Source organism: Mesorhizobium waimense (genome assembly GCF_003601975.1).
In the GTDB taxonomy this organism is placed as follows: domain Bacteria; phylum Pseudomonadota; class Alphaproteobacteria; order Rhizobiales; family Rhizobiaceae; genus Mesorhizobium; species Mesorhizobium waimense.
On the sequence record NZ_QZWZ01000084.1, the window covers coordinates 1 to 12,915 of the forward strand.

The 12,915-nt window shown below is 60.8% G+C and carries 10 protein-coding genes and 7 pseudogenes; 8 read left to right on the forward strand and 9 right to left on the reverse strand.

Annotated elements, in window-relative coordinates:
- From D3227_RS38320 to D3227_RS43490, 3 genes are all read right to left on the reverse strand, one after another.
- A partial coding sequence (locus tag D3227_RS38320) for a helix-turn-helix domain-containing protein (protein WP_147377802.1) occupies positions 1 to 315 on the reverse strand: 315 nt, incomplete at its 3' end.
- A gap of 218 nt (positions 316 to 533) precedes the next feature.
- Positions 534 to 1,748 (reverse strand): IS701 family transposase, encoded by a 1,215-nt coding sequence (locus tag D3227_RS38325; RefSeq protein WP_120019224.1) that lies wholly within the window; start codon positions 1,746 to 1,748, stop codon positions 534 to 536.
- Positions 1,749 to 2,304: 556 nt separating this feature from the next.
- A complete protein-coding gene (locus D3227_RS43490) occupies positions 2,305 to 2,514 on the reverse strand; it encodes a hypothetical protein (RefSeq protein WP_245452129.1) in 210 nt (69 codons plus the stop codon).
- Between D3227_RS43490 and D3227_RS43495 the strand changes: the two are divergent.
- Positions 2,413 to 2,763 (forward strand): annotated as a pseudogene (locus tag D3227_RS43495) (IS66 family transposase). The gene D3227_RS43490 and the pseudogene D3227_RS43495 sit on opposite strands and share 102 nt — an antisense overlap.
- 132 nt (positions 2,764 to 2,895) lie before the next feature.
- Positions 2,896 to 3,195, forward strand: a complete 300-nt coding sequence (locus tag D3227_RS43500) for a UPF0149 family protein (RefSeq protein ID WP_245452126.1) — start codon at positions 2,896 to 2,898, stop codon at positions 3,193 to 3,195.
- Positions 3,196 to 3,582: 387 nt separating this feature from the next.
- Here the strand turns inward: D3227_RS43500 and D3227_RS38345 are convergent, their stop codons facing one another.
- On the reverse strand, positions 3,583 to 3,924 hold the full coding sequence (locus tag D3227_RS38345) for a transposase (protein WP_245452127.1): 342 nt from the start codon (positions 3,922 to 3,924) through the stop codon (positions 3,583 to 3,585).
- A gap of 191 nt (positions 3,925 to 4,115) precedes the next feature.
- Here D3227_RS38345 and D3227_RS38350 point away from each other — a divergent pair.
- Positions 4,116 to 4,244 (forward strand): annotated as a pseudogene (locus tag D3227_RS38350) (IS6 family transposase); the annotation flags it as partial.
- Here the strand turns inward: D3227_RS38350 and D3227_RS38355 are convergent.
- The 3 genes and pseudogenes from D3227_RS38355 to D3227_RS38365 all read right to left on the reverse strand — a co-directional run.
- Positions 4,225 to 4,389 (reverse strand): annotated as a pseudogene (locus D3227_RS38355) (IS21 family transposase); the annotation flags it as partial. The pseudogenes D3227_RS38350 and D3227_RS38355 sit on opposite strands and share 20 nt — an antisense overlap.
- A 49-nt stretch (positions 4,390 to 4,438) precedes the next feature.
- The gene (locus D3227_RS38360; RefSeq protein WP_120019226.1) at positions 4,439 to 5,398 is read right to left on the reverse strand and encodes a MurR/RpiR family transcriptional regulator; all 960 of its coding nucleotides are present in this window, start codon (positions 5,396 to 5,398) and stop codon (positions 4,439 to 4,441) included.
- A gap of 164 nt (positions 5,399 to 5,562) precedes the next feature.
- Positions 5,563 to 6,393: a beta-keto acid cleavage family enzyme gene (locus D3227_RS38365; protein WP_120019227.1), complete on the reverse strand. Its 831-nt coding sequence runs from the start codon at positions 6,391 to 6,393 to the stop codon at positions 5,563 to 5,565.
- 206 nt (positions 6,394 to 6,599) lie between these two features.
- Here D3227_RS38365 and D3227_RS38370 point away from each other — a divergent pair, with 206 nt between their 5' ends.
- From D3227_RS38370 to D3227_RS43505, 4 genes and pseudogenes are all read left to right on the forward strand, one after another.
- Positions 6,600 to 7,379: an enoyl-CoA hydratase/isomerase family protein gene (locus tag D3227_RS38370; RefSeq protein ID WP_208646581.1), complete on the forward strand. Its 780-nt coding sequence runs from the start codon at positions 6,600 to 6,602 to the stop codon at positions 7,377 to 7,379.
- 1 nt (position 7,380) lies between these two features.
- Entirely contained in the window at positions 7,381 to 9,573 is a 2,193-nt protein-coding gene (locus D3227_RS38375) for an acetate--CoA ligase family protein (RefSeq protein ID WP_120019229.1), read from the forward strand.
- The gene (locus tag D3227_RS38380) at positions 9,570 to 10,385 is read left to right on the forward strand and encodes an enoyl-CoA hydratase-related protein (protein ID WP_120019230.1); all 816 of its coding nucleotides are present in this window, start codon (positions 9,570 to 9,572) and stop codon (positions 10,383 to 10,385) included. The genes D3227_RS38375 and D3227_RS38380 overlap by 4 nt, the downstream gene beginning before the upstream one ends.
- Before the next feature lie 214 nt (positions 10,386 to 10,599).
- Positions 10,600 to 10,752, forward strand: a pseudogene (locus D3227_RS43505) (carboxylating nicotinate-nucleotide diphosphorylase); the annotation flags it as partial.
- Positions 10,753 to 10,826: 74 nt separating this feature from the next.
- On the opposite strand, the pseudogene D3227_RS44640 reads toward D3227_RS43505, so the two are convergent.
- Positions 10,827 to 10,886: pseudogene (locus D3227_RS44640) on the reverse strand (hypothetical protein); the annotation flags it as partial.
- A gap of 215 nt (positions 10,887 to 11,101) precedes the next feature.
- Positions 11,102 to 11,943, reverse strand: a pseudogene (locus D3227_RS43975) (FAD-binding protein); the annotation flags it as partial.
- Positions 11,944 to 11,945: 2 nt separating this feature from the next.
- Here D3227_RS43975 and D3227_RS38395 point away from each other — a divergent pair.
- Positions 11,946 to 12,377: pseudogene (locus D3227_RS38395) on the forward strand (pantoate--beta-alanine ligase); the annotation flags it as partial.
- Positions 12,378 to 12,915 lie beyond the last annotated feature (538 nt).

The following is a 12,915-nucleotide window of genomic DNA, read 5'->3' on the forward strand; positions in this document are numbered from 1 at the left end:
CAGCGTCCGCTCGATCACGGCGGCCACCTGATCGTCGTCGATCGTCCGGGGCCTGCCGGGCCGGGCTTCGTCCAGCAGGCCCTCGACGCGATCCTTGAGGAAGCGACGCCTCCACTTGCCGACCGTGCGCTCATGCACTCCCAGTTCAGCCGCGACGACCTTGCTGGGGATGCCGTGGGCGCATCGCAGGATGATCCGGCAACGCTCCGACATCGATCGTGCGACACCTCGGCGACGGACCTGTCGTTCGAGATAATCCTGCTCGACTGCGCTCAGAACCAACGGCGCGGTTGGGCGGCCATTCGCGTTCGCCATAATGCGCTCCTCTCCAGAAGCGACGTAGCATACAATGTAACGAACTTCAGTTCCAGATGACTAGCATTACAGTTGCATTTTAGTTCTCAGATGAGCTCGTCGAGCGGCCGCCTGATGGGCGCGCCTCCAGCATGACCATGCGATGACGTAGGCGGGGTTTATGCGACGCTGGGCGAGTCTGATGGCGATGCGCCGGACTTCCTGGATAGACCAGCGGATCAAATCCTGATGGTCGGCATCCGCGGTCTTTTTTGGGGCGTCGCGTCATTGGCGCGGTATCGGATCACCGCCATCATGGCGAAGGCGAGCATGACGAGGGAGGCGTGGCGATGCCAGCCATGCCATGACCGGGTTTCGTTGTGATCGAGTCCGAGCTCGTTCTTGGCGGTCTCGAAGCTGTCTTCGATCGCCCAGCGATGGCCTTCCACGGAAACGAGCGTCTGGATGCCCGTCCCGGCCGGGCACCATGTGGTGAAGAATGCGAGATCGCCGTCGCTGATATTGCGCCGGATCAGGAGGCCACGGGTCCAAAGCCCCGATTTCGTCTCGTTATATTCGTCGGCATCGAGATCGGCGAGTTCGCAGTAGGCCCAGTCATGAAGCCGCGCGCCTTTGGTGCCCTCACCGGCGGAAAGACGCTGCCATGCACTTGGATCGAGATCACGGGCGATCTCCTGAGCTGTGCCGGCGACCGGAGGCTTCCCCGACCAAGAGCCGAAATGGTGGTCCGACTTGACCCCAAGAACGTAGCCTTTGCAGGCTCGCCGCAGGGTTCCTTCGACGTCCCCGACGCCATACACCGCATCTGCGGCCACCCATGAAAACGGCACATCGGCTGCCAGCGCACGCCGTATCATATCGACAGCCAAGCCTGGCTTGGTAGCGAAGGCTATAGCCTCAGGAACATGGGTTGCTGCAAGCCTTACCGGATCTCCGGTCCAGCTTTTGGGCAAGTACAGGGCCCGATCGATAAAGGCATGACCGCGAGCGGACACATAGGCGGCGAACACACCGATCTGGCAGTTCGTTATCTTGCCTGCAGAACCTGTATATTGACGCGCAACACCGCACGATGTCTTGCCCTGCTTGAGGAAGCCCGTCTCATCGATGACCAGGACCGCATCATCTGTGGCGAGGTTTTCTACAACATACTCTCGCACGATGTCGCGAAGTCCGTCCGCGTCCCAACGCCCGCGACCCAGAATGGCTTGTTGCCGCCACGGGCCGGGATCACCGGCCGCCTCAGCGCGCATCCAACCTGTCTTACGCCGCTCGTCACCCAGCAAGCCGTCCAGGAAAAGGTTCGCAGATGCTGCAACTCGCTCCTGCGTAAACAGTCCGCGCATACGCGCTTTCACGTCACGCAGCGATGATGCCCAAAGCTCAAGCGTAGTTTCGATTGATGCACCTGTCATCCATGACCTCCGAATCATGGAGACCCATTAGATTCAGACCATAGATAAATATGCAACTGTAATGCTAGGACGAACGGCGTCCGCATTCATGGTAGTCCTTGTCATGGCGTGGTCTCCTTTCCGGCGCTCTAACGCCGGATGATTCGAGGTTTGACACCCCGGAGACTACGCCAACTCCCAATTCCAACCACTCCCGCTACGGCACCTTTCTTCCAACATTACCAGCACTATGCAAAAACCAATCCACCAGGGTCTCTCCGTCGCAATTGATGCGAAAGGAGGGGGCACATGATCGCAAGTGACTATCTGCAGCGCGGTACGCTTTATCGAAAGCTGATCCACGGGCCCTGGAGCGTGTTCGGACGCGTTTACGCGGCCAGACTGTCGAACGAAGGCCTCCGTCGGAAATGCACCTGGCGATCGCTGAGCCGGTTACGCGAACTGATGGACTGGCATGTTGGAACGGGCACGATCCCCAGGATTTAAGAAGTTCAGGTCGACGGTTTCTGAGCATCGTTCCGAACACTGGAGCATCGATTCGGGCGACCGCTCGGCGCTCCGGCGCTTGCTTTCTTCATAAGAAGTTTTGATACCAGGCGCCCCTCCGATTGAACGATTGAACACGGAGCATGAGCTGATTGTTGATGTGTTCGAGATACGGGGGCTCCCGCCCGCCGAGCGATTGGCCGCACGACGAAGGCGGACCCGACCACTGGTCCGGGCGCTGCGACGACAGCTCATGCGCCAGGGCAACGGTTTGTCGCGCCATGCCGATATCGCGCATGCGTTCGCCTATGGCACCAAGCGATGGCGCGCGTTTAACCGCTTCCTCTAGGATGGCCAGCTCGAGCCCGACAACCTGATCGCGGAGCGGGCCATTCGTGGATTTACGGTCGGCAGGCGCAATTGGCTTTTCTCGGGCAGCTTCGCAGCGGCAGAGCGGTCCGCGGTCGTGCTCAGCATCATCGAGACCTGCAAGCTCTGCAGGGTTAATGCCGAAGCCTACATGGCCGATGTCGCCGAGCGCATCTGACCTGCCACTGAACTGTCATCCAGCGGCGATTAGAGCCTCGGCCGTCCAGAACGACTGGCTAGCCTCGCGCTGGGACGAGCTGATGCCGTGGAATTGGGTGCGCCGCGAAGAGATGCCGCTCCCCTTGGCGGCATGAGCGCAATCGATGACATGGCGCTGTCGGACAGGGCGCTCGAGGCCTGGATGGCCGCCAAGACCGCCCCCCGCCCGTTGGTGCGGGCCATGGCGGCGCTGGATGGCTTCCTAACGGCGGCGGTCACCGGGCCCCGGTTCGCGGACCCGCAAGACTGGATGTGCCCGCTCATGGGGTTGCCGCGCGACGTCTTGGCCAAAGGGTCTGCAACCGATCACGCCGTGTTTGCCAGCCTCGCAAGGATCCACAACCGGATCAACGAGACGCTACTCGACAGACCGCAGGATTATGCGCCCTGATTCGCCACCAAGCCCAGCGGCGGCATCGACCCCCGGCCGTGGTGCCAAGGGTTCTACGCGGCCATGAATCTCAACATCAAAAGCTGGAAACGGCTACTCGACCTCGACAACCCCAACCACGGCTTGCTGCTGCCGATCCTGATCTACTGCGTCGACAAAAAGGGCAGGCCCCGCCCTTGGCAAGCCCCGACCGGGGCCCGCGACCGCGCATTTCATCGAGCACGAGGCCTACAAAGACATCGCCCTCGCCATCCCCGCCCTACGCGAACTCCACTACGTCACCCGTTACGACGATCCGGAGTGATCGCCGCCGGCCAGCGGACCAACGACCGACTCACCATAGACACATCACCAGATGGTTTCGCGGAAGGTGCCTGGGCGCACCGCTTACAGGTAAATCCGGTCGGTCGGCACCACCGTGATCACCTGGTCAACTCCGCCAGAACGATACGCAGCGCTGTCGGATCGACGATCCCGTCGATCCGCATTGCGTGCCGTTCGGAAAGGCCACGACGATCCTGCCGGCCGGGTCCGGGCAATCGGCGACGGGGCGTTCGACCTCGGGCAGATCGCCACGTCGATGCGCGCGAAGGTCGCTATCGCCTGATTGGCATCAGGCTCGCCGCCGGCCATCTGCTTGCACCAGGCATAGAGCTGTGATGGGGCTATGCCGAACGCTTGCGCGACCTCGGTCACCGACGACCCCGCCGCGCTCGCCAGGTCGACCAACGCGCGCTTCTCTTGCAGCTCCACAGCCTTCGTTGCCGCGCGCGCCCAATCACTGTTGCACGGTCTTCGGCCGCCGCCGCACCGCTTAACTCGGCGACCAAGTCGCCCCTTGCATGTTCCAATGTCATGGCGCGAAAGCTCCATGTTCATCGGCCTATTGCAAGGTGCCTTGGTGCACCGCTACGATGAACACCGACAAGCTACGCTCCTATGGCGCGGCGCGGCGTCAGGTTATGCCGAACGTCGAGCATCGATCGCACAAAGGCCTGAACAACCGCGCCGAGAATTCACATGTGCCACCGCGAAAGCGTGAGAACATACCATCTCCTGCGTCTCGCGCGGATAGGCCCGAACGAAGAACATGCGGCTGTGGCAAAGCCGCATGTGCGCCACCTTCACCGTCACCGTTACACCGCCCAGCAGGACGATCTCGTGGCTCCAGTCGAACTGGTAGGCCTCGCCCGGGCGTACGCGCCCGCTGTAGTCGAGTTACCAATCGTCAGGTGTTTGGACATCAATCCTGATTCGGACTCCGCCCGCCGTCGGCTATTTTCTTTATTTTAGAAGAGGCTGACGGCAATGAGCGGATTTTTTGCGTCCAAGCTCTCTGTTTCAAGTGTGTTTTGAAGTCCGCTAGATGAGCATCGAACCGGAGTAGAGCCTCACGCGCGGCATCCCCCCTCTGTCCGGCGATCAACGCCCCAAGCACTTCAGCGACCGCGAAGGCCGGTGTCATCGTGTGAAAGAACGAGGAACTTTTCGTCTGGACGAGAACGACATCGTCGGCAAGTCGGGCGAGCGGAGCGACCTCGCTGTCGGTGATGGCGACTATCGGAATGAGATGCTGTTGCGCATATTCGGCGATCTCAACGGTGACACGTGTGTACGGAAGCACACTTGTCGCGAAGAGCACATCGTTGTGAGTGGCATGGGCCAACGCGTCCGAACCGGTGCCGCCGATCGCGTCAAGCATGACCGACTTGTGTGTGATCATCGACAGGATGTAGTGCAGATGCCAAGCGATCGCGTGGCTTGACCTCAACCCGATGCAAAAGACACGGGTGGCAGATGCAAGGCGGCTGGCGGTTGATACGATTGCATCGAGTTGAGGCGAATCGGCAAGATGGACAATCTGGGCCGCTTGCGCTCGAAGAATTTCGCGAGCAAAGCCATGATCGCCTTTGCGCTTCTGAGCAACCGCTTGAGCGTCAGCCTTCCCGGCGAACCCTACATCGCCACTGCGAACGGCCTCAGCGTAAATCTGACGAAGCTCGTCATAACCGTCGAGGCCAAGATACTTGGCGAGTCGCGTCATGGTGGCAGGCTGGACTCCAGCAAGACGCGCCTGATCACGCATGGACAGCAGCGCGACGTCATGTGGTTGGTCGATGATATAGCGCGCCGCCATTTGGAACTGCTCCGACATTGCGTCGAAGCCGGTGATCAATCGCTCTGATAGAGGTCCGTCAGCCATAAACTCTACGTAGCGCGGCGTTTCAGCACGCGCAACATATGTTGCATTACCTCACATCTTTCTCGAAGCACGTGGGTGCCGCTTTCCTCCGATGGCTTCTGGTAGTCCGCTCCCGGACGACGATAAAAAGACAATCGGCCGGCGAAAGTTAGCAGACGAGAAGATCACAATTCCTGCCAAGCTCGACGCAACTCGGTTGCGTTAGCTCTGCGGAGGCCGAGTCCCAGGAGGTTCCTCGATACTCCTTGCACTAACTCGGCGTTGGACTTGGCCATTGCCCCGTCGGCGAGCTGGCGATTGTTCTCAAAACCGACACGAACATGCCCCCCGAGAAGAGCACCCGCGGTCACGCAGGCGGCTTCGCGCGCGCCAAAGGCGCAAACGCTCCAATGAGCGAAACGGGGCTTGCCCGCGTCGATGAACGGCAACAGGTCGGCGGGAGACGATTTCTGGCCCGGGGTGTAACGTCCTAGCACAAAAAGAACCGGAACCTGGTTCCATGGAACAAGACCACGGCGGTGATACTCGTCCAGGCGCAATGTCTCGTCTGCCTCATAGAGGATTATCTGCGGCACAATCGATTCGGCCTGGAGCCAAGACAAGAACGACGCGAACTCGGTCTCATGAGCTTCCGTTGGCACTAATTCGCGCAGCGCCAGAGAAACGGCCTCCGGCCGAGTTTCCTTTATGACCGCAATCTGTTCCTGCGGCGCGTAGCGACCAAGCGATTCGCTCGTAACCTGAACGATCATTTTATCGCCAACCGCCCGGCCGATCGCATCAATGACATCTCGATATGCAGACGCATCGAGGACATGACGGCCGTCCTGATCGCGCACATGGACATGAATAGGGGATGCTCCCGCATCGAGGCACGCTTGGGCCGTCCGCGCCAGATCGGCCGGTCCAAGCGGCAGCGAAGGATGGTCAACCTGGGTTAGTCGGCCGCCATTGGGCGCAACGCAAATTGCGGTCGGCCGTTCAATTTCGATCATTCTTCACCCGTCCGAGCCAATTGTGCCTCTTCGCCCGAGTTGGCGCCAAAGACGCAGCTCCCCGCCGGTCCCCACCCCTCTGTAATCCAATATGATCCATGCAACTCACTTATGCATTTTTGAAACATGTGTTGCAAATCAAATCGCCTCTGTTATTGTGCCCGCAACCATGACCACCCCGTCCAGCGGGTTACAGGAAGGACATGATGTTTGAAACGGTTGCCTACGAAATCCAGGATGGCGTCGCCGAAATTCGTCTGAACCGCCCACACCGCCTCAACGCAGTGGTGCAGAAATTATACGACGAAGTCTTGGCAGCTCTCGATCAGGCTGAAAGAGACAAAAACGTGCGCGTCATTGTCCTGACCGGAGAAGGCCGGGCGTTTTGTGTGGGCGCCGATTTGAAGGAGCACAAGGCTGGTCGGACGTCCTTCGACAGGCGACAATATCTGATGAGCGAACAAAGGGTGTGTAGACGTCTGGTCTCACATCCGAAGCCGGTCATTGCCGCCGTGAACGGCTATGTCCTCGGCGCCGGTGCCGAGATGGCTCTCGCTTGCGATTTTATGGTCATGGCCGCATCGGCCCGGATCGGATTTCCCGAAATTGGCCTTGGCGCGTTCCTCGGGGGTGGGGTTACGAATATCCTTCCACGACTTGTCGGCCTCGCAAAAGCGCGTGAGCTAATCTTCCTCGGTCGGCAGATTGACGGAGCGGAAGCAGTCAGGATCGGACTGGCCTTGCGCTGTGTCCCTGACAAGGAATTCGCAGCGAGCATCCGCACTTTGGCAAGTGAACTGTCAAAGAAGGCCCCATTCTCGATGCAGCTTGCCAAAGAACAGTTGGCGTCAGCTTCTCATGGGACGTTCGACTCTGCTCTTACTGCTGAACTCGAAGGCATGATGTTTTGTTCTACTACGCGCGATTGGCAGGAGGGCGTCGACGCCTTCGCGGAAAAGCGTTCGCCGATCTTTCGGGGGGAGTAACATGGCATCGAATGACCTCTTCAACATTCTGTCCCCCGACTCCATTGCGATCATCGGCGCATCAAAGAACCCGGCAAAGAGGGGGTATCGGTCGCTAAGAAAACTCCTGGATGATGGCTATGCCGGGGCGATCTACCCGATTAATCCAAATGAGATTGAAATCTGCGGCATTGGGTGTCTGCCCGATCTGGGCAGCCTGCCGGGCCCCGTCGACCTTGCGCTGGTCTGCACCCCCGCGGCGACGGTTGCTTCAGTCATCGCCGAATGCGCCGCAAAAGGAGTGCGCGGTGCCGTGGTTCTGGCTGGGGGCTTTGGAGAGGCTGGAGACGGCGGCAAGCGGCTCCAGCATGCAGTGCTAGCCGCTGCGCGCGCTGGCGGGGTGAGGATCATCGGGCCAAACACCTCGGGCATGTTCAATACTCACAAAGCCTGCAATCTCGTCGGCTTTTCGGACTTGCGGAAGGGTAGCATTGGCCTTTTGTCCCAGTCGGGCAACATGGCTCTGTCCCTCGTCACCGAAGCTCAAGCCAACGGGCAGGTAGGCTTGAGCACTTATGTGGGTGTAGGTAACGAGGCCGATATTCGCTTCGACGAGTATCTCGACTACTTTGCGGCCGATCCCAAAACCAACGTGGTGATCGCCTACGTTGAAGGACTGAAAGACGGCCGCCGCTTTTTAAACGCCTTGAGGCGGATCTCGCTGGAGAAACCAGTTGTCATTTACAAATCGGGTCGGACAAGTGCCGGACGAATTTCCGCGAAGTCTCATACCGGCGCTTTGGCTGGCGAATATGCCGTCAGCGAAGGCGTGCTGAGGCAAGCCGGCGCAATCCTTGCACATCGGTCCGACGAGATCCTGCCGATGGCGGAGGCGCTATCGTTACTGCCTTCCCTGCGTTCGCGCCGCCTCGCCATCCTTGCGGACGGCGGAGGCCACGCGACAATTGCCGCCGACGCCTTATCTGAACGCGGACTGGCGCTCGCTCCTCTGAGCGAAGACACGCGGCGGCGGCTTACCGCGGAACTTCCTCCGGCCGCGTCGGTTATCAATCCTGTCGACGTGGCTGGGGGCACGGACACGGATCCGTCGGTGTTCGCCGCTTGCGCCGAGATTCTCTTGCAGGATCCGATGGTGGACGGACTTCTAATATCAGGTCTCTACGGCGGTTACGCGGTCCGTTTCTCACAAGACCTGCTCGCAGCAGAAATCGATGCCACGAACCTCATCGGCGCAATGCCACGCCGGTTCGGCAAGCCCGTAATCGTTCATAGCCTGTACGGTGCACTTCAGGCAGATCAGCGGCCGTTGCCACTCCTCGAGATGCACCGCGCAGGCATCCCGGTGCACAGCTCCCTGGAAACGGCCGTGCGATGTATGCAGGCTTTGGCGGAGCGCGGTGAGGTGGACCACACCTTTGCATTGTCGCTGCCAAAGCGAGCGCAGCACGGCGGAATCTTTGAGCAGGTTCTTGCGAGGTGCAGAGCCGAGGGCAGGCGGGTAGTTTTGGAGCACGAAGGGCGAGCCAGCCTGCGCGACTTCGGCCTGGATCTCGCTCCGGCTTTGCTGGCTCTCGATGAAAAAGAAGCCGAAGAGGCTTTTCTCCGTCTGGGCGCACAGCCGGTGGCAATGAAAATCGTATCTCGCGATATCCTGCACAAGACGGAGGCGGGCGGGGTCAAACTCAATGTCGTCGACGTCGCATCGGTGCGCAGTGGCTTCCTTGAGATCGTGGCCAATGCCAAGGCTGCTGTAACCAATCCAAATGTTACTGGCGTCCTCGTCACTCCGATGGCAGCAAAGGGGGGCGTCGAGATCATCGTCGGCGTCGTGCGCGATGCCGCATACGGTCCCATCATAATGTTCGGACTGGGCGGAGTCCTGGTCGAAGTTCTTAGGGATGTGGTGTTTCGCGCGCTTCCGATCTCACGAAATGATGCCTTTACGATGTTGGACGAAATAAAGGCGCAAGCGATTCTCGATGGCGTGCGCGGGGGAACGCCGGTTGATCGAGACGCGCTTGCAGATTTCATGGTGAGTATCTCGGATTTCGTTGACGCGTTCCCTGATATCGATGAGCTCGACCTCAATCCCGTCCTTGCCTATCCCGACGGTCTGGCCGTCCTCGATGTCCGCATCCTTCTCACCGAGTCGTCCGGAGCGCGGTCGCCACTGAAGGAAGGCATCGAGGCATGATCGATCTGCCGAGACTGATCGACTCAAAACTTGAAGTGGGCAACCGGGTCGCCGTGCTCGTGCTGGACCGCGACGACGTACGCAACGAACTGACCGGGACGGGTCTGATTGACGACATCGTGCAAACGGTTGACTGGATCAACAGCGGGGCGACCGTCTCGGTGTTGGTCGTGACGGGGGCTGGCAAGGCATTTTCCGCCGGCGGCAACGTCAAGGACATGCGCGACCGTAAGGGAAGCTTTGCTGGCGATGTGTATGAGGTACAGGATCGTTATCGCCGCGGAATCCAACGGATCGCCCTAGCCATGCACCGTCTGGAGGTCCCCGCCATTGCGGCCGTGAACGGTGCTGCGATCGGTGCTGGTTTCGATCTTGCGACGATGTGCGACATCCGTATTGCAGCAGAGGACGCGGTGTTCGGCTCCACGTTCATCAAACTCGGGATTGTTCCGGGAGATGGCGGCGCCTGGTTTCTGCAGGACCTACTCGGCCCCCAAAGGGCATCGGAACTGATTTTCACCGGGCGTCTGGTGCGCGCCGAGGAAGCATTACGACTGGGAATTGTGCTCGATATCGCGCCAGCGTCTGAATTGCAGGCGCAAGCTCTGCAGCTTGCGGGAAGCATTGCCGAGAAACCCCCTCAGGCACTTCGGCTCGCAAAACGGTTGCTAAAGGCGACGCGGCGATTGGACCTGCCCGATTTCCTCGATCTCTGCGCGGTGTTTCAGGGCATGTGCCACAATACGCAGGACCATGCTGAAGCGGTTGAAGCATTTCTGGACAAACGCTGTGCCCTCTTCCAGGGGCGCTAACTGCCGCCTATCTTGCTCCGCGTGCAGTCAGTGCCGTTCGAAGCAGTTTCTCGCTGACAGGGGGTGGGCCAACTTTCGGTGCTACTGCTATCGAGGGCCACAGTGGCTCGCTCCCCCTTTCTTGCCGATTTTGTGTGATCCATATGGTTATTATGATACAAATGAGAAACACTTGTGCAACCCAAAGCAGAAGCATCTTTACCGTGCGGAAGCCGCGCGGGGCCTGCTTTCGGGCGAGCACACGGCGCTCAACCTCCTGTGCCGGCTGAGCGGCATTGCGACCGCCACTGCGGGAATCGTCGAGGTGGTTGCGCGGCCACAAGCAATAATCGTGTGCGCGCGAAAGACGACGCCCGGCCTGCGCGCTTGAAAAATACCGCCAATCGCGGTGCGGCTGTAGCCGGCAATCGCGACGTGGTTGTTATTGATGAGCATCGCGCTGTCGAGCCCGAAGCGGTGATTGGCGCCACCGCCGACGCGCACGGCGCGCCGGATCGCCATGTCGATCGCCGGGTCGACGAGCAGGAAGGCGAACGCGACCAGATCGAGCCCGGCAACGACGCCCGGCTGCCGCGCCTTGAGTAACAAACTGCCCGTGCACTCACGAGGTATCACCGCATCGCTCGTCAGGTCGCCGCCTCTGCCCGATCTTCAAGTAGGGAGTTCGCATGATCGGCTCGATCACGGTCGAGGGTAGGGAGGAGAATGACTTCATATCAGGTGCTCCGTGCCGGGGCCGGCCAGGTGAGCGCGACCGCGGCCTGCATTGCCATCTTGAGGGTCAGCCGCGACGGACGGATGTCCGCATCGCGCCCGGGAAAATCGTACCGGTAGTGCGAACCGCGGCTCTCTTCTCGCCGCAAGGGCGCCAGGGTGATCATCAGCGTGGCCACCGCCGGATCGGACGCGGCCGCGTTGTGAGACGCGATTTGCAGCAGCGCCGCTACGGCCTGGCGTAGCGTCTCGCCGTCCCGGATGATGCCGAGTGCTTCGGAGACGACCGGGCGGACGCAGGAAGGATCCGGCCGCTGCGGCACGAATGAGGAAGAGATACGCCGTCGACGGGGCCGTGATGCGCCGACAAGGCTTTCGGCGACCCAGCCGGCCGCAACCACCGCTTCCATGAGGGAATTGCTGGCGAGGCGATTGGCGCCGTGCAGGCCCGTGCATGCAACCTCGCCGCAGGGCCACAGGCCCTCGAGGGAGCTGCGAACCGCAGCATCCACCGCCGCCGCCCACGTGATAATGCGCCGCCGGGCGCAACCGGGATCGGCTCGTTCGCGGGATCGATGCCTGCCTTGCGGCACAGATGGGCGATCTCCGGAAAGCGTTTGCCAAAGCTCGGGCCGAGACAGTGCCGGGCATCAAGGAACATACGATGTCCGGCGGCGAGGGTGTGATGCCATACCGCCCGTGCGACTACGTCCCGCGGTGCGAGCTCGCCGCCAGGCGTGTCGGGGAGGAATCGATGTCCGTGCTCGTCGACGAGCACCGCGCCTTCACCGTGCACCGCTTCACTCACCAGCGGCATCGGCCGGCGCAGATTGTCGAGCGCGGTCTGTCAGCGACGGCCTGTGCGGGGCCCATCGCCCGGGGCATTTCGACGGCGTGGCGACGGTCGTGGCCAAACTCTTCCTCCATACGGGCGCCGATCTCGCCTTCTTCGGCGAAAAGGATTTCCAGCAGTTGCACGTCGTGCGGCGGATGGCCCGCGACCTCGACTTGGGCGTAGAGATCGTCGCCTGCCCGACCGTGCGCGAGGAGGACGGTCTGGCGATGTCGTCGCGCAATCTCCGCCTCTCGGCCGAGCATCGCCGGGCCACGCCAAGACTCGCCTCGGTTCTGTTCGAGGCGGCCGAGCGGTTGTCGGCTGGAGCGCCGGCCGAAGACGTACTCACCGAAGCCTGGCAAGCGATCCTCGCTGCGGGCTACACGCAAGTCGAGTATCTCGAATTGCGGGACGAGGAGGATATTGAACCGATGCAAACGCTCAAACCAGACGGCGCAGCAGACCTCGCGACGATATGACGCCCGAAGGCGACCGCGAGGCCCAGCGCGGGGGCGCGGGTTGATCGGAGAGAGAGAGAGGCGGCGCCCAGAGAAAGCCAGGCCGACGCCCATGACAACATCCTCTCTCCGACTGTCCTGTTCCACGATGACCGCTGCAAACGAGATTGATCAGACACATCGTCTTATTCACCGCCAGGAGCAGCAGCAAGCTCGCGCCGATTCTGATGGGCTTGCACTACCGACGAAGATCCCGGACGCACGCCGGCTGGAGATTGCCAGCAATCGCAAGAGCGACCCGGCAAGCCAGGAACGACGTTGTCGTCTATGGCGAATTAGGCAGCGATGCTGACCTCGCTGCCTACCAGGTGCATGCTCTATACTAGTCCCTATGATTGCTGGGCCTGAGGGCGGCCCGTCATCCGATATGCAACGGTACGAGGGTTAAGCCGGCTGGCCGGCGCAGAGCCTCATGCATAGGAGACGGGCCATATGGAACATATCAGATTTGTCGGTTTGGATC

Bases quoted from the DNA above. Each gene is read 5' to 3' on its own strand.
- D3227_RS38370 (WP_208646581.1), top strand. From the start codon at position 6,600: ATGTTTGAAACGGTTGCCTACGAAATCCAGGATGGCGTCGCCGAAATT.
- D3227_RS43490 (WP_245452129.1), bottom strand. From the start codon at position 2,514: ATGCGCGATATCGGCATGGCGCGACAAACCGTTGCCCTGGCGCATGAG.
- D3227_RS38365 (WP_120019227.1), bottom strand. From the start codon at position 6,393: ATGATCGAAATTGAACGGCCGACCGCAATTTGCGTTGCGCCCAATGGC.
- D3227_RS38380 (WP_120019230.1), top strand. From the start codon at position 9,570: ATGATCGATCTGCCGAGACTGATCGACTCAAAACTTGAAGTGGGCAAC.
- D3227_RS38375 (WP_120019229.1), top strand. From the start codon at position 7,381: ATGGCATCGAATGACCTCTTCAACATTCTGTCCCCCGACTCCATTGCG.
- D3227_RS38360 (WP_120019226.1), bottom strand. From the start codon at position 5,398: ATGGCTGACGGACCTCTATCAGAGCGATTGATCACCGGCTTCGACGCA.
- D3227_RS43500 (WP_245452126.1), top strand. From the start codon at position 2,896: ATGAGCGCAATCGATGACATGGCGCTGTCGGACAGGGCGCTCGAGGCC.
- D3227_RS38325 (WP_120019224.1), bottom strand. From the start codon at position 1,748: ATGATTCGGAGGTCATGGATGACAGGTGCATCAATCGAAACTACGCTT.